Source organism: Streptomyces sp. NPDC003077, from assembly GCF_040611095.1.
Taxonomy (GTDB): Bacteria; Actinomycetota; Actinomycetes; order Streptomycetales; family Streptomycetaceae; genus Streptomyces.
Genome location: NZ_JBEXNM010000032.1, coordinates 1 through 15,281 on the forward strand (window position 1 = coordinate 1; position 15,281 = coordinate 15,281).

General features: G+C 72.5%; 12 protein-coding genes. 4 read left to right on the forward strand and 8 right to left on the reverse strand.

What is annotated here, in order from left to right:
- The 3 genes from ABZX96_RS21295 to ABZX96_RS21305 all read left to right on the forward strand — a co-directional run.
- The coding region (locus tag ABZX96_RS21295) for an NB-ARC domain-containing protein (RefSeq protein ID WP_355546658.1) at positions 1-1,178 on the forward strand (1,178 nt) is incomplete at its 5' end.
- Between the two features lie 419 nt (positions 1,179-1,597).
- On the forward strand, positions 1,598-2,428 hold the full coding sequence (locus ABZX96_RS21300) for a DUF4232 domain-containing protein (protein ID WP_355546660.1): 831 nt from the start codon (positions 1,598-1,600) through the stop codon (positions 2,426-2,428).
- A gap of 139 nt (positions 2,429-2,567) precedes the next feature.
- Entirely contained in the window at positions 2,568-2,798 is a 231-nt protein-coding gene (locus ABZX96_RS21305; RefSeq protein WP_355546662.1) for a hypothetical protein, read from the forward strand.
- Positions 2,799-2,973: 175 nt separating this feature from the next.
- On the opposite strand, the gene ABZX96_RS21310 is transcribed toward ABZX96_RS21305, so the two are convergent.
- From ABZX96_RS21310 to ABZX96_RS21345, 8 genes are all read right to left on the reverse strand, one after another.
- Positions 2,974-4,830 (reverse strand): NHL domain-containing thioredoxin family protein, encoded by a 1,857-nt coding sequence (locus ABZX96_RS21310; RefSeq protein ID WP_355546664.1) that lies wholly within the window; start codon positions 4,828-4,830, stop codon positions 2,974-2,976.
- A 258-nt stretch (positions 4,831-5,088) separates the two neighbouring features.
- The gene (locus tag ABZX96_RS21315; RefSeq protein ID WP_355546666.1) at positions 5,089-6,165 is read right to left on the reverse strand and encodes a hypothetical protein; all 1,077 of its coding nucleotides are present in this window, start codon (positions 6,163-6,165) and stop codon (positions 5,089-5,091) included.
- A complete protein-coding gene (locus ABZX96_RS21320) occupies positions 6,162-7,379 on the reverse strand; it encodes an ABC transporter permease (protein WP_355546668.1) in 1,218 nt (405 codons plus the stop codon). The genes ABZX96_RS21315 and ABZX96_RS21320 overlap by 4 nt, the downstream gene beginning before the upstream one ends.
- Complete coding sequence (locus ABZX96_RS21325) at positions 7,376-8,107, reverse strand: ABC transporter ATP-binding protein (protein ID WP_355546670.1); 732 nt, start codon at positions 8,105-8,107, stop codon at positions 7,376-7,378. The genes ABZX96_RS21320 and ABZX96_RS21325 overlap by 4 nt, the downstream gene beginning before the upstream one ends.
- A gap of 6 nt (positions 8,108-8,113) precedes the next feature.
- The gene (locus ABZX96_RS21330; protein WP_355546672.1) at positions 8,114-9,718 is read right to left on the reverse strand and encodes a hypothetical protein; all 1,605 of its coding nucleotides are present in this window, start codon (positions 9,716-9,718) and stop codon (positions 8,114-8,116) included.
- A 498-nt stretch (positions 9,719-10,216) separates the two neighbouring features.
- Positions 10,217-10,714, reverse strand: coding sequence for a hypothetical protein (locus ABZX96_RS21335; RefSeq protein WP_355546674.1), 498 nt, complete (start codon positions 10,712-10,714; stop codon positions 10,217-10,219).
- Between the two features lie 539 nt (positions 10,715-11,253).
- Positions 11,254-12,834, reverse strand: a complete 1,581-nt coding sequence (locus tag ABZX96_RS21340) for a polysaccharide lyase 6 family protein (RefSeq protein ID WP_355546676.1) — start codon at positions 12,832-12,834, stop codon at positions 11,254-11,256.
- Between the two features lie 240 nt (positions 12,835-13,074).
- Complete coding sequence (locus ABZX96_RS21345) at positions 13,075-13,848, reverse strand: carbon-nitrogen family hydrolase (RefSeq protein ID WP_355546678.1); 774 nt, start codon at positions 13,846-13,848, stop codon at positions 13,075-13,077.
- 380 nt (positions 13,849-14,228) lie between these two features.
- Between ABZX96_RS21345 and ABZX96_RS21350 the strand changes: the two genes are divergently transcribed.
- Positions 14,229-15,053, forward strand: a complete 825-nt coding sequence (locus ABZX96_RS21350; RefSeq protein WP_355546680.1) for a maleylpyruvate isomerase family mycothiol-dependent enzyme — start codon at positions 14,229-14,231, stop codon at positions 15,051-15,053.
- Positions 15,054-15,281: the final 228 nt, after the last annotated feature.

Below are 15,281 nucleotides of genomic sequence, written 5' to 3' on the forward strand. Positions count from 1 at the left end.
CCGCGATCGGTGCACCGCCCGCGCGAGCCCACCCCGGCCGGCCCGCCGCCCAGCCCCCCCCACCCGGGGGCGCCGGGGGGCGGCGCGGGGGGGGCCCCCCCCCCCCCGGGGGGCCCCCCCCCCCGACTCCCACCCCCACCGGGAACGCCCACCTCCCCACCCCCCACCTCCTCCCCCGCCCCCCGGCCCGCTTCCTCGGCCGGGAGCGGCAGCTCGCGGCGCTCTCCGGCGTCCTGGCCCACGACCCGCCCACCGGTGACAGCCCGCTGGCCGTCGTCACCGGCCCGGCCGGCGTCGGCAAGACCGCCTGCGCCGTCCAATGGAGCCACCTCCACGCCGCCGCCTTCCCCGACGGGCAGCTCTTCGCCGACCTGCATGGTTTCGGGGACGGTGACGAGGCCCGGCCGATCGACGTCCTGCGCGACTTCCTCCTCGCCCTGGGCACGCCCCCGGACCGGGTGCCCTCCTCCGCGCCCGCGGCCTCCGCCCTCTTCCGGTCGCTGGTCGCCGGGCGCCGGATGCTGGTCGTCCTCGACGACGCCGGCAGCTCGGCCCAGGTGCGCCCGCTGCTGCCCGGCGGGCCGCACTGCGCCACCGTCGTCACCAGCCGCACCCGGCTGGACGGGCTCGTCGCCACCGACTGCGCGCGCCCGGTCCCGATCCAGCCGCTCGGCGCGGACGAGGGCACCGCGCTGCTCGGCGCCGTCCTCGGCACCGACCGGGTCGCCGAGGAGCCGGACGCGGCCCGCGAACTCGTCGCCCTCTGCGACGGCCTGCCCCTGGCCCTGCGCGCCGCGACGGCCCAGCTCACGGCCCGCCCGCGCTGGCGCCTGGCCCGGCTCGCCGCGGCGCTGCGGGACGAACGCCGGCGGCTGGCGCTCCTGTCGGCCGAGGACACGGGGGTGGCGGCGGCGCTGCGGATGTCGGTCGCCCGGCTCTCCGCGGACGACGCCCGCCTCCTGCGCGCGCTGGCCGCCAGCGGCGGCGGCCGGCTCAGCACGTCACTGGCGGCCTCGCTCGCCGGGGCCGACGCCGACCGCATCCAGGACGGCCTGGACCGCCTCGCCGACATGCACCTGGTGGACGAGGAGGCCACCGACGTCTACACGATCAGCTCCCTCACCCAGCTCTTCGCCCGGGACGAGGGGGGCTCGGCGGACCGGAAGAAGGAGGAGTGACCCTGGGGGCGAGTGACCCCGGGGACGAGCGGGCGGTGACGGCCGGGGCCACGGCGAACGGGGGGCCACGGCGAGCGGGCGGGGCGGCCGGGGCCCGGGCCTGGGCGAACGGGCCGGGGACGACTGGGGACGGCTGCGGCCAAAGAAGCGCCGCCCGGGGCCGCCCGCGGCCAAAACCAACGGACCGGGGCCCCGCAGCCAAAGGCGGCCGGAAACAGCAGCCAGAAGCAGCGGCCAGGAACAGGGGTAGCGCGGACTGAGCGGGGACTGAGCACGGCCTGACCGGGGGCTGACCTCCCCCACCACCCCCACGTTAGGCGGGCGTTAGTGACACACCAACGCCCCCCGGCAGTCTTGTGGACGTACCGAGCACAGCACCCCAGTCGTCACCGCTCACCACACCCAACGGGGGACCCGCCATGCCGCGCAACGCCGCCACCGCCGACACCACCACCGCCGCCACCGCCGCACCCCGCGGCCCCCGCGCCCGCACGCTGCGGATCGCCGCCGCCGGCCTGACCGCCGTGGCCGCCCTCTCCCTCACCGCGTGCTCCGGCCAGGACACCACCAAGCCCGCCGCCTCCGGCACCCCCGCCTCCACCACCCAGGAGGCCACGCCCACACCCCCGGCACCGGCCGCCCAGGGCACCGGCGGCGCGCAGGCCGACGGCCGGCAGCAGACCGGCGGCCAGCACAAGGGCGGCGGCGCGGGCAGCCAGGCCTCCGGCGGGAACCACGCCGAGCAGGCGTCCACCGGCCACGGCACGACCGCCAAGCCGGGCACCCCCGCGGCCGGCGGCAAGGGCTCCGGCACCGCCACCACCCAGCGCGCCACCTGCGACCCGTCCAAGGTCACCATCGTCGCCAAGACCGTCAGCCGGCCGATCAACCACCTGCTGATCCAGGCCACCAACACCTCCGGCAAGAGCTGCGACCTGTACGGCTCCCCGTTCCTGAAGTTCGAGGACGCCCAGGCCCCGATCGCCCGCCTGGAGGGAAGCAAGCCGCAGGCCGTGGTCACCCTCGCCCCGGGCCAGTCCGGTTACGCCGGCCTCATGACCTCCTCCGGCGACGGCTCCGGCACCAACGGCCGCGACATGAAGAGCCTGACGGTCTACCTCTCCAACCGCGAGGGCAACGGCAGCGCCCCCGGCCAGGCGAACGTCGCCCTGCCCGGCGGCTCGGTCTACATCGACAGCTCCGCCTGGGTGACGTACTGGCAGCAGAACGTCGGCGACGCCCTCAACTGACGACGGACCGCGCCCCCAACCGGAACCCGCACCGCGAACCGGCCCAACCACCCCGCCTCCGCCCACGATTGGCCCCACCCGGCCCGGGTACCCGACCCGAGGACCGGCCGGAAAGCCAACCATGTACGGAGGCGGAACCATGGGCATCGGATGGTGCATCGGTCTGCTGGCGGTGGGAGGAATCCTCACCTTCGCCGTGGACTGGGACCTGGCCGGGGTCAACGTCCACCTCGTCGGCCTGATCCTGATGGCGGCCGGCATCATCGGCATCGCCGCCTACGTCAGCATCTTCAAGCGCCGCCGGGTCCAGCCCCCCAAGCCCGGAGCCCCGGTGGTGGAGGAACACCACCGCATGCACTACGAGGACTGATTGATCACCGGTCAGCAAACGACCACCGGCATCGGGAACGACCACAGGCGACAGAAACGACCACCGGCAACACGAAGGGCCGGGCCACCGCGACAGTGGCCCGGCCCTTTCGTTCACATGCGAGGACGCTGATACGAGCGCCCAGCGGAGCGGAAGGGACGGAAGGCCGTGGCCCTCACTCCCCCTCGGCACCCCCGCTGTCCATCCCCGCCAGCACCAGCCCCAGCCGCCGTTCGCCGTCCGGGACGACGCGGATCGGGACGCCCCAGTCCTGCTGGTGGACGTGGCAGGCCGGGTACTCGATCGACGGGTCGTCGTCGCAGGAGGCGGCCATGGCGGAGACGTGCAGGACGCCCTCGGTGACGCCGTCGGCGAGGACGAGTTCGCGGGTCAGGTCGGTGTCGGCGCCGTCGCCGGAGGCCAGGAGTTCGGGCGGGGTGGCGCTGACCAGGAGGCGGGTGGACGGGCCGTAGCGGGTGTCCAGCTTCTGGCCGGCCGGGGCCTGGAAGACGACGTCCAGGCGGAGGGTGCCGGGGCCGACCTCGGTCGCCGCGCGCTGGGTGCGGTGGGCCACCGACGCGACGCGGACCGCCTCCTCGGGCAGGCGGAGCCGGGTCAGGCGGTGGCGGGCCGACTCGACGACGACGATGTCCTCGTCCACCAGCACCGCGTCCGAGGGCTCGCGCAGGTCGGTCGCCAGGGTCGTGACCTCGCCGGTCGCCGGGTCGTAGCGGCGCAGCGCGTGGTTGTAGGTGTCGGCGATCGCCACCGAGCCGTCCGGCAGCGCCGTGACGCCCAGCGGGTGCTGGAGGAGCGCCTGCTCGGCGGCGCCGTCGCGGTGCCCGAAGTCGAACAGGCCCGTGCCGACCGCCGTGTGGATCCGCCCCTCCCGGTCGAGCCAGCGCACCGCGCTGGTCTCCGAGTCGGCGATCCACAGCCGATCCTCGGTCGCGGCCAGCCCGGAGGGCTGCGCGAACCACGCCTCCTCGGCCGGGCCGTCCACCAGGCCCTCGTTCGTCGTACCGGCCGCGGCCCGGACCGTGCCGTCCTGGGGGTCGTACGTCCACAGCTGGTGGACGCCGGCCATGGCGATCCACACCCGCCCGTCGAAGTACGCCACGTCCCACGGCGAGGACAGGTCCACCTCGCGCGCCGGGCCGGAGGTCGGTGAGCCCTGCCACCACTGGCGTCCGGTGCCCGCGACCGTCGCCACCTCGCCGGTGGCCGGGTCGAAGGTGCGCAGCGCGTGGTTGACGGTGTCGGCGACGATCACCAGACCGTCCCCGCCCTCCCCGCCGTCCGTGGCATCCGTCGAGGGCAGCAGCGCCAGGCCCTGCGGCTCGCTGAACGCGGCGCGGTCGGCCGGGCCGTCCACGAGCCCGCGCTCCCCGGTGCCGATCCGGCGCAGCACCCGCTCCCCGTCCGCGTCCAGTTCGACGAGCTGGTGCCGGGTGGAGTCGGAGACCAGGAACGTGCCGCCGGGCAGCCGCAGCGCCTTGCCGGGGAAGCGCAGGTCGCTCGCGACCGGCTCCGGCGGAACGTACGGCCCGTCGCCGCGCCGCAGCGTCCCCTTGGCCTCGTGCTCGGCCTCCAGCTCCTGGACCAGCTTCTCGATGGCGTGAGCGTGCCCCTCGCCGGCGTGCTGGGCCACGACGTAGCCCTCAGGGTCGATGACGACGAGCGTCGGCCAGGCCCGGACGGCGTACTGCTTCCAGGTGGCCAGCTCGGGGTCGTCCAGGACAGGGTGCTCGACCTCGTACCGCTCCACCGCGTCGACGACGGCCTGGTGCTCCGCCTCGTGCACGAACTTCGGCGAGTGCACACCGACGATCACCACCGTGTCCCGGTGACGCTCCTCCAGCTCGCGCAGCTCGTCCAGGACGTGCAGGCAGTTCACACAGCAGAAGGTCCAAAAATCGAGGATGACGATGCGTCCCCGCAGGTCAGCGAGGGACAGTTCCTTGTTGCCGGTGTTGAGCCAGCCGCCCTTGCCGATCAGCTCGGGGGCCCGGACGCGTGCGCGGGAAGCCATGTACGCATTCAACGTCATGGTGGCGCCGTGGCATTCCAGGGGGGTGTGGTGTTCGGCCACGGGAGGGAGGGGCGGGGGTGACGGGTGGGGCTCAGGAGGAGGACGGGAAGACGATGCCCCCGGCCGGGGTGGTCACGGTCGGGGGTGTCGTTTCGTACGGCGGGTACGGGCCCGGGGTCAGAAGGCGCCCGGGCCCGGAGGGAACCCGGGATCGGAAGGAACCCGCGTTCAGAAGGCGCCCGGGTTCAGAAGGCCCCCTCAGAAGTCCAGCAGCTCCCCCGGCAAGTCGAAGGTCTTGCTCTTCCCGCTCGTCAGGTCCACGCGGGTGACGGTCTTCTCGGTGAAGACGAGCCAGCCGGAGGGGGTGTGGCGGATGCCGAGGGAGTCGGGGAGGTCGGGGAGCTTGGTGCGGTGGAGTTCGCGGCCGGTGGTGGCGTCGAGTTCGACGAGTTCGGTGTGGCCGGCGGTGGCGATGGCGGCGACGACGGAGTTGCCGGTGGCGGCGACGCCGTCCACGCGTCCGCCCTGGGCGGTGAGGACGCTGTGGTCCGCGTGCCGCTCCAGGGTGACCTTCAGGGCGCCGGAGCCGGCGGGCTTGTGGGTGCCGGCGAGGACGGGGTGGCCGTTGGGGCAGGCCAGTTCCTGGACGTCGGCGCCGGAGGGGGCGGTGATCGTGCGGGTGGCGCCGTCGGTGAGGTCCAGGACGGTGACGGTGGTGCCCGAACCCGAGCGGGCCCCGAGGCACACCTTGTCGGAGGCGGCGGGGTCGGAGGCGGTGAGGGTGATGGTGCCGGGGATCTTGGCCTCGCGCTGGGTGGTGCGGTTGGCGGCGTCGCGGATCAGGACGCTGGTGTCGCCGCCGGAGCCGCCCTGGCGCTTGCCGGGCAGGCCGGCGACGGCGGCGATGCGGGTCTTGCCGGGGACCAGGTCGCGCAGGCCCTCGGTGTCGCCCTTGCCGTCCAGGGTGTGGTCCTTGCGGTTGACCTCGTAGAGGCGGTCGGGCTTGCCGTCCTTGCGGGGGACGGAGAGCAGGCGGCGGCCGTCGGCCAGCTCGGTGATCTGCGGGCTGATCACCTCGTCGTCGTCCTCCTGGGTGGGGACGGCGACCAGGCTCTCGGCGGTGGCCTTGCCGGGGTTGATGCCGACGACGGTGACCAGGCCGGAGACCTTGGCCAGGGCGAAGGTCTGGGCGCCCTTCCAGTCGGTGCCCAGTTCCACGCCGCCGGGGCCGCCGCATCCGGTGGTCAGGGCGGCGGTGGCGGTGGTGGCGAGGGCGGCGAGGAGGAGGGCGGTGCGCCGGGGGGCGCGGCGGGGGGTGGCCATGGTGGGTGTCACCAGTCCTTCATTGCGTCGGTGGGGGACATCCGGGCCGCGCGGCGGGCGGGGGCGAGCGCGCCGGCGGCCACCACGAGCACGGTCAGGGCCAGGAGGAGGGCGAGGGTGCCCGGGGCGGGGAGGAGGACCCAGCCTTGTACGTAGGGGGCGAGGTCGGGGGTGCCGCGCAGGAGGGCGGCGCCGGCGGCGCTCAGGCCCGCGCCGAGCACGGTGCCGAGGACGGCGGCGATGGCGCCGACCAGGGCCATTTCGGTGATCAGCAGGCCGAGGACGGCGCGGGTGCGGAAACCGACGGCCTTGAGGATGCCGATCTCGCGGGCGCGCTGGCGGGAGAGGGCGCCGGTGACGGTGACGGCGCCGGCGAAGGCCAGGACGCCGAGGACGGCGAGCAGCAGCAGGCCGGCCACGCGGATCAGTTCCAGGACCGAGGGCAGGGCGCTGAGCTGCTGTTGCAGGGTGGTGGCGGGGTGGCCGCGGTCCTGGATGGCCGCCATCACGCCCGGCACGTCGGCCGCCGTCTTCGCCACCACGGTCAGCTGGTCGTAGCCGGTGGTGTGCACGTAGTCCTTGAGCGGGACGCCGGAGCGCGCGGCGGCCCAGCGGATGACGGTCGCGTCGTCGGCGTACGCAGCGTCGGGGCCGTCGAGCTGCCAGCTCGGGTCGTACAGGCCGACCACCTTGACGTGGTCGGTGGCGCCGGTCCCTTCGCCGGGGCGGACGTAACGGGTGGTCTCCACCTCGATGCGCTTGCCCAGCGCGCTGCTCAGGTCCACGCCCTGGGAGACGGCGGGCAGGACGGCCTCGCCGGGCTTCAGGGGGAACAGGTTCTCGCGGACGGACTTGGTCACCGGCGGGGTGAGCGCCGCGCGGTAGGTCGTCGCGTAGAGCAGGGCGGTGTCACCCGCGGGCACGTCGAAGGCGAAGGAGACCTGGGCCCGGTGCTGGACCTCGGCGACGTGCGGCAGCTTCGCCAGCCGCTGTTCGGTGCGGTCGGTGAGCTTGGGGGTCTCGGGCCGGTCGTCGGCGCGGTCGACGGTGATGCTGCGGTTGGCGACGCTCTCGCGTACGCCGCTGTCGGTGGCGCCCTGCGCGCGGTCGGCGATGCCCATTGCGCCCAGGCACACGGCGGCGGCCACCGCGACCATCGCGATCAGTCCGAAGAGGCGGCGGCGCAGGGCGCGGATGTTGGCGAGGGCGAGTCGGAGGAGGTTCACGGGGTGGTCTCCGTCTCGGGGTCCTGAGCGGTGGCGGTGGACTCGCGCCGTTCCGTGGCCGGTGCCTGGGTGGCCAGGCGCCCGTCCTCCAGCCGGTGGACGGTGTCGGCGAGGTCGCACACCGTCTGGTTGTGGGTGACCAGGACCACCGCGCGGCCCTCGTCCGCCAGCTCGCGGAAGAGGTCCAGGAGCAGGCGCTCGCTGTCGGTGTCGAGGTTGCCGGTGGGCTCGTCGGCCAGGACGACCGGCGGGTCGTTGATCAGCGCGCGGGCCAGCGCCACGCGCTGCTGCTCGCCGCCGGACAGTTCGCCGGGCTGGTGGTCGGCCCGCTCGGCCAGGCCCACCCGGGCCAGCAGGTCGCGGGCCCGCGCCTCGCCCTCGCGGTGGCGGCCGGTGAAGGGCAGCGCGACGTTGCGCAGCGCGGAGTGCTGCGGCAGCAGGTTGTAGGACTGGAAGACGAAACCCAGTTTGGCCCGGCGCAGATCGGCCAGGGCCGCGTCCGGCGACCCGGTGGTGTCGGTCCCGTCCAGCAGCACCTGCCCTTGGTCCGGCGGCGTCAGCAGCCCCAGGATGTGCAGCAGCGTGGACTTGCCCGAGCCGGAGTGCCCCACCAGTGCCGTGATCTCACCGCCGTGCACGGCCAGGTCGACGTCCCGCAGGACATCGACCCTCTTCCCGCGCAGGGAATAGGACTTGCCCACCCCCACGGCCTTCAGCAACGCGCTCACGAACCCTTACTCACTTTCCTTGTCCTCCGCGGACCCCGCCGGCAGGGCGTGCAGCGCCCCCTGAAGTTGCCGGTCCAGTGTCCACACCGCCCAGGTGGTCTTCAGGTCGCAGCCCGGGTCGTCCCCGCCGATGCGGTACAGGTCGGGCAGGCCGGGGCAGCCCCGGTAGGGGGTGATGCCGCGCCGGAGGGCGTCCCGCATCGCCGCGTCGGTCTTCCCGTTCCCGGCGCCTTTGTCGTCCGTGTCGTCCGTGCCGTCCGCGTCGGGATTCCCGCCGAGCAGCGCGTGCGCGCGGGCGACCAGCGCGTAGTCGTACACCGAGGTCAGCCGGTCGGGGTTGGCGGCCCAGTCGGCCAGCGCGTCCGCGGTGATCCACGACGGGACGGCGTCCTCCACCCCGGCGTCGTGCAGCCCCACCACCACCGTGGCCGCCGCCGCGACCCGCTCGGGGGTGTCCAGCCGCCAGCTCGCGATCTGCGGCGCCTGGACCGTCACGCCCGCGTCATGGCAGGTCAGCGCGGTGCGCTGCCACTGGGTGGCGTTCTGCTCGGTGACCTGGCGCGGCAGCACGGTCGCGTCGGCGCACAGCTTCCCCGCCGCCTCCGAGGTGTCCTGGTCCCCGGCGACCGCGCGCAGGGCGGCCCGGTTCAGGCGCTCGGCGCCGTCCCGGCCGGCGTCGGGGGACTTCTCCTCCCGCTCCAGCGCGGTCAGCAGCTTGGGGTCATCGGTGCGCCAGCCCGCCACGGACCGCAGTCGCTCCACGAACAGGGACGCGTCCGGATTGCCCAAGTAGGCAGACGGGTCGCGGACCGTCCCGTCGTCCAGCTGGTTGCCCCCCAGCCGCTTGCGGACCGCCGCGAACGCGGACGTCGGCGTGCCGGCCGCCTTCAGGACGTGCACCAGATAGAAGAGCTGCTCGTAATCGAGGGCCTCGGTGTTGTGCGCGAGGACCTGCTCCCAGGCCGTGCGGTCCAGCGCGGGCCGCCGCCCGGCCGCCTCCTGCACCAGGACGTAGCCGTAGGTGTCGCGCAGCCGCGTGGCCCGCGCATCGGGCGCCAGCTCCGCGAAGTCGTCCATGCGGGGCGCCTTGGTACGCGTCAGCGCCTCCGGCACCGGGGCACCCAGCAGGTGCAGCGAGCGCGCCAACGCCCCGGCTTCCTCGAATTCCCGTGGCTTACCGGCCAGCGAGCGCAGCCAACGGACCGTCAATTCCTTTTCGTCATCGGGGAGTTCTTTGAGTTTTCCCAGAGCTTCCAGGACTTCCAGCGCGGCCCAGGTTGCGCCCAATCGCTGCGCGTCCCCGTCGTCCCCCAGAACGGGATCGGCGTACCAGCCGCCCTTTTTCCGCAGCTTTTCGACGTCCCGCGCGTCCTTCGCGCCCAGGACCTCACTCACCCCGCCCCGCAGCAGCGGAATCAACCAGTAACGGCCCCACAACGGCGAGGCCTCCAGCGCACCGTTGCGGAAGGAGGACACCCGGGCACCGGCGGAGCTGATCTTCGGTTCCGATCCGAGTGCGGAAAGGGTGCGCAGCGCGTAGGACTCGGCTTCCGGCCCGGCGGGTTCCTCGCGGAGGAACGGGTGGTAATACAGCCCGTTCTGTTCGCTCACCAAAACGTCGAATTGCCGGGCAGCGGCCGGGTTCTTCCCGGCGCCATCCGGCGAGGCACCACACGAGGCGACGAGTACACCGCACAATGCCGCTCCGACGATTCGCGGAGCCAATGCCCCGCGTCGTTTCACTCCCCCGAACTTCACCGAACGCCCCCGTGCGTCGTACCCATCCGTGCTGTCCGTGCCGTTCCGCTGTCGTTTACGTGCTGTCGTGCCGGTGCTTGTTACGTAGCTGTCGTGCCGGTGCGTGTTGCGTACCGTCGCGCCGATGCGCGTTTCGCGGCGCCGGCGCCGCACCGCGCCGCCGTTTCCCTGCCGCGCTCCGCCGCGCCGATGTCCTCGTCGATCTTCTCGTCGCACTTTTCGCCGTCTTGCCACGGAGGGCACTCCTCATGCCGAGGGAGTGCCCTTTTCTTTTTCCGTGGGGGGAGGACGCCGAGCCCGCCGGGCCCTGGCGGTACGGCGCCCTCCCTCAGCTCACGCGACGGCCGACCGTCAGGCGGCGCCCGCGTACACGCACTTCTCGCTGACCTTGATCTTGCTGGTCACCTGGGCGGAACCGCAGCTCTTGGTCGAGACGTAGACCGTGCTCTTGCTCGGGCGCATCTGGCCGTGCGTGTCGGAGATCTTGGCCTTGGTGTTCTTCCACCGGACCTCGCCCATCGACTTGCTCTTCATCGTGAGCGTCGCCTCGGGGTTCTTCGAGATCTTGATGGAAACGCTGACACCGTGCGCGGCCAGCTCGGCGCGGTTCTGGATCCACTTCGCCTTGGTCGGCTTCGAACCGCTCATCTTGGTCGAGGCCTTCCAGTCACACGCGTTCACGTAGAAACCGCAGTGCCAGGCGTTGACCGAGATCTTGTTGCCACCCGGAATGCCCCAGGAACCGGAGGCGGAGGTGGCCTGCGCGGGCGACGCGGCCAGCACGAGAGCCCCGGCCGCGAAAACGGCGGCGCTACCGGACAGCAGGCGCGAGCGTATGCCCATCTTCATTGAATTATCTCCCCGTCGTTACCAACAGCCCCGAGGTCCCGGGGCCACGCGCACCCCGACCCGGTTTTCCGGAGCAACCTTCCGAAGCAACCGGGAGCGGCATGCGCGCGTCATTTCTACGTGCTGGTGATCTCGCTACGCAATCGAGGACGGCGGCACCAAGCGTGAATTGGGTCACAGCCGCAAGACGCGGTCCAGGTATGGACTAATTCCACAAAGCGCCGACCCGTTAGCGATTTCCCAACTGCCTTTTTTTATCGGCAAGTTACGACGCCGAGCGGCGATAGGCACCGCACCACTACGCATCGCTTTTCCCCATCCCCGCACATTCACCCCATGGAAGAGAAAGCGGTAAATCAACCGGTACGAGCGCCGGAAAGCCGTACTCGGGCCGATATACGACAAAACCCGGGTCCCGGCCAGAGGGGGTGAGGCCGGAACCCGGGGAGGAAACCCGGGCACGCACGGATGGGGCCATACGTGCCCGGGAGATACGTGTCCGGGAGAAGGGGCGGTGCGCCGGCTGATGGCGCGGCGGGTCAGGGAGCGGACGGGCCGACCCCGGCGGGGGTCAGCGGGAGCTGCACCAGCTCGGACGCCGGGTCGTACTGCTCGGCGCCGACGTGCTTGTCCGACGGGCGGGTGCGGCCGTTGATGTCCTCGGTCACGTCCGGGTACGAGCCCGCCGCGCGGGCGATGGCGGCCACCTTCAGGGAGTCGGCGGTCAGCCGCCGCACCCCGTGGTCGTCGGCCTTCAGCTTCGGGTCGGCCTTGACGAACCCGTCGGCCGGGATGTCGCCCGGCTTGCCGGTGGCGCCGCCCCAGAAGACGTTGCCCTCCCAGGTGAAGCCGTTGCCCTGGGTGATCCGCACGGTCTTGCCGCCGGTGCCGAGGATGAGGTTGTTGGCGATGGTGTTGTCGGACGCCGCCACGCCGCGCGAGTTCGTCCGCAGCACCTCGGCGTCCCGCCCGACCAGCGTGTTGAAGGCGACCAGCACGCCCGACGACGCCTCGTGCGCGTCGTCACCGGTGCCCAGGACGAGCTGTCCGGTGCCGTCCAGGTAGTTGTTGAGGACCTTGTGACCGGCGCCGTAGACCTGGAGCTTGGCCGCGCCGATCAGGAAGTTGCCGCTGACGGTGTTGTCGTTGCCGGCGCGAAGGGTCACCGAGCCGCGGGTGAGGTCGGTGAAGGTGTTGCGCTTGACGGTGTTCCCGGACGCCTTGACCGAGACCGTCTCCTCGTCCCCGTTCGTCTTCGTGAACAGGTTGCCCTCGATCACGGCGTTCGCCCGGATGTGGCCCTTGTCGCCGTACCCCAGGCGGATCGCTTCGCCGCCGTTGTCGCCGGTGAAGGCGTGGTCGTAGAAGTAGTTCTGGTCGACGCGGGTGCGCTGGGCGTAGTGCGTGTCGTCCGGGCCGTCGACCTGGAGGAAGACGCCCTGGGACTTCTTGTGCCGAAAGGTGTTGCGGTCCAGCCGCACGTCGTCGCCCTCGACCGCCACCCAGTTGTTCTTGGTGGTGGGCTCCTCGAACTCGAAGACGTTGCGCGTCAGCCGCACCCGCGAGGCCGAGCCGGGGATCAGGAGCTGGTCCCGCTGCCGGAACTCGAAGCCGGTGATCGTGATGTACGACGCGTTCCCGAACGTGAAGGTCTTCGCGCCCTTCAGGATCGCCTTGCCCCGCGTGGCGGCGGCGATGGTGATCGGGGCTTCCTTGGTGCCCTTCGCATCGATCTTCACGGCGGAACCGAAGGTGTACGTGCCGTCGGCGAGCTCGATGCGGTCGCCGGGCTGGGCGTCCTTCACCTTCGCCGCGAGGTCCTGCACGGACGAGACCGTGAAGGTCCGACCGGCCGGAGCGGCGGCCCGCGCCTTCGCGGTGGCCGGTGTCTTCGCCGTGGCCTGCGCCTTCGCGGTGGCCTGCGTCTTCCCGGCGGCCTGCGCCTTCGCGGTGGCCTGCGTCTTCGCCGTGGCGGCCGTCGCCTGACCGGACGCGGCGGCGGCCGGCAGCGTGCCCGCCGCCAGGGTGCCGGCCGCCACGGCGCCGGTGAGCAGCAGCCGGGTCATCCGCCCGGCCGACCGGCCTTCGTCGTTCCGGTTGGCACGCTGCGAGTGGGTCACGGGTCCCCCTGAGTGGTGACGACGAGCAGGACGAGCCCCGACCGCCCGCCCCCGGGGCGAAGCGACCCCGGGCGCCGTGCTCATCCGGCGCCATGGGTCACTGGGGGCGGGTGGCCGGTGCAACGGGACCAGTTTTGGGGCGGTGGCTAACGTCGTGCTGACGTTTGGCTGATGGGGTGGCGCGCAAGCACGCGGAACCGGGATGACGTCCCCCAGCACCCGCCCACAGAGAACCGGCGCCTACAACACCCGATCCCGCAGCACCGGAAAGTCCTCCCGCGTCTTCGCCACCTTCGCCGGGTCGAGCTCCGCCGTCAGGACCTCCTCGTACGGGCCCGCCTCCGCGACGACCTCGCCCCACGGGTCCACGATCACGCTGTGCCCCGCCTGCTCCACGCCCCCGTTCGTCCCCGCCGTCCCGCAGGCCAGCACGTAGCACTGGTTCTCCACCGCGCGCGCCCGCGCGAGCAGCGACCAGTGCGCGCGGCGCCGGGCGGGCCACCCGGCCGGAATCACCAGCATCTGCGCCCCCGCGCTCGTCAACTGCCGGAACAGTTCGGGGAACCGCAGGTCGTAGCAGGTCGCCAGCCCCAGCGTCGTCGTGGGCAGCGGCACCGTGACGACGTCCTTCCCCGCGCCCATCAGCACGGCCTCGCCCCGGTCGAAGCCGAAGCGGTGGATCTTCCGGTAGGCGGCGGCGAGTTGGCCGTCCGGGGAGAAGACCAGCGAGGTGTTGTAGAGGGTGCCGTCCGGGTCGCGCTCGACGAGGGAACCCGCGTGCAGCCAGACGCCCGCGTCACCGGCCGCGGCGGACATCGCGTCGTACGTGGGGCCGTGCAGCGGTTCCGCCGCTTCCGCGAACGACTCGAAGGCGAAGGCTCCGACCGGCCACAGCTCGGGGAGGACGACCAGATCACTGCTCGCGCGCTCGCGAATCAGCGAACCCGCGCGCTCACGGCGCGAGATGACGGACTCGTCCGGGTCCACGTCGAGCTGGATCAGTGAAGCGCGCACAGTACCACCGCCATAGCTTCCGAGCCGGTCGGGCGTCAAAGTTCCACCTACGATGGTCACCCGAAAGCGCTGCCGGGGTGCCCGTGCGCAGCGTAACTTAACTGCACAGAGCGCAGCCCACGACTTCACCGCACCGAAAACGCACCGAGCGACGCACCGCGAAAGGCACCGAGCGACGCACCGCCGCCCGCACCGTTCACGACCGGAAATCGCCCGGCCGCCGACCGCCACCGTCATCACAACCGAACCCACCGCACCACGCACCACCACGCAGCACGCCACCGCACCGCTCACCACCACGCCACGCCACACCACACCACGGCAACAGATCGCAGCACCGAGCCGGCAACGGCCCGTGTACGAACCGTTCGAGGGGTCCCGTGATCGTCCATCCCAGTCTTCAGTCCTACGCCGACGCCTGGTCGCACTCCATCGACGCCATATCGGAGCTGGTCAAACCCTTGGTGGAAGGGGAATGGAGCAGGCCGACGGAACTCCCGGGGTGGTCGGTGCGCGACATCGTGTCGCACATCATCGGCCTGGAATCCGAGATGCTCGGCGACCCGCGGCCGATCCACTCCCTCCCGCGCGACCTCTTCCACGTGAAGACGGACTTCGCCCGCCGGATGGAGCTCCAGGTGGACGTCCGCCGACACCACACCGGCCCGGAGATGACCGCGGAACTGGAGTACATCGTCCTGCGCCGCAAGCGCGCCCTGCGCGAGGACACCCGCGACCCGGAAACGGTGGTGCGCAGCCCCCTGGGCGAGGACCGCAGCCTGAAGTACATCCTGCGGCAGCGGGCGTTCGACGTATGGGTCCACGAACAGGACCTGCGCCGCGCACTCGGCCACCCCGGCAACCTCGACTCCCCCGGCGGCCAGCTCACCCGCGACCTGTTCCTCCTCGTCCTCCCGAAGGTCGTCATGAAGGACGGCGGCGCGCCCGCCGGTTCCAGCATCGTGTTCGACGTCAGCGGACCGCTGGAGTTCATGCGGACGGTCCGGGTGGACGAGACCGGCCAGGCCACGCTGGACAGCAGCGTCTCCCTCGGCCCGACCGCGACGATCGCCACCGACTGGGAAACGTACCTCCGCCTGGCCTGCGGCCGGGTCAAGCCCGCCGCCGTCGCCGACCGCGTCAAGATCGAGGGCGATCGCGATCTGGCCCAGGGAATCTTGGACCGGTTCGCGTTCACGCCGTAGGGGGTGGTCCCGTAGGGGACGCGGGACGGGCAGGGCCCGTAAGGGAGGCGACGGGCTGGGGGTGCGCCCGTAGGGGACGGGACGGGCATGGCCCGTAAGGGACAGGACGGGCCAGAGATGGCCCCCTATGGGACGGGACGGGCCCGGCCCCTCCCAAAAACCGGACGAGGCGGGCCCACCCCTCCCGGAAACCGGACGAGGCGGGCCCGCCCCAAACCTCCCCCCCAC

What these genes read in the sequence shown, in the direction of transcription:
- ABZX96_RS21300 (WP_355546660.1), top strand. Translation starts at nt 1,598, where the DNA reads ATGCCGCGCAACGCCGCCACCGCCGACACCACCACCGCCGCCACCGCC.
- ABZX96_RS21305 (WP_355546662.1), top strand. Translation starts at nt 2,568, where the DNA reads ATGGGCATCGGATGGTGCATCGGTCTGCTGGCGGTGGGAGGAATCCTC.
- ABZX96_RS21310 (WP_355546664.1), bottom strand. Translation starts at nt 4,830, where the DNA reads ATGGCTTCCCGCGCACGCGTCCGGGCCCCCGAGCTGATCGGCAAGGGC.
- ABZX96_RS21335 (WP_355546674.1), bottom strand. Translation starts at nt 10,714, where the DNA reads ATGAAGATGGGCATACGCTCGCGCCTGCTGTCCGGTAGCGCCGCCGTT.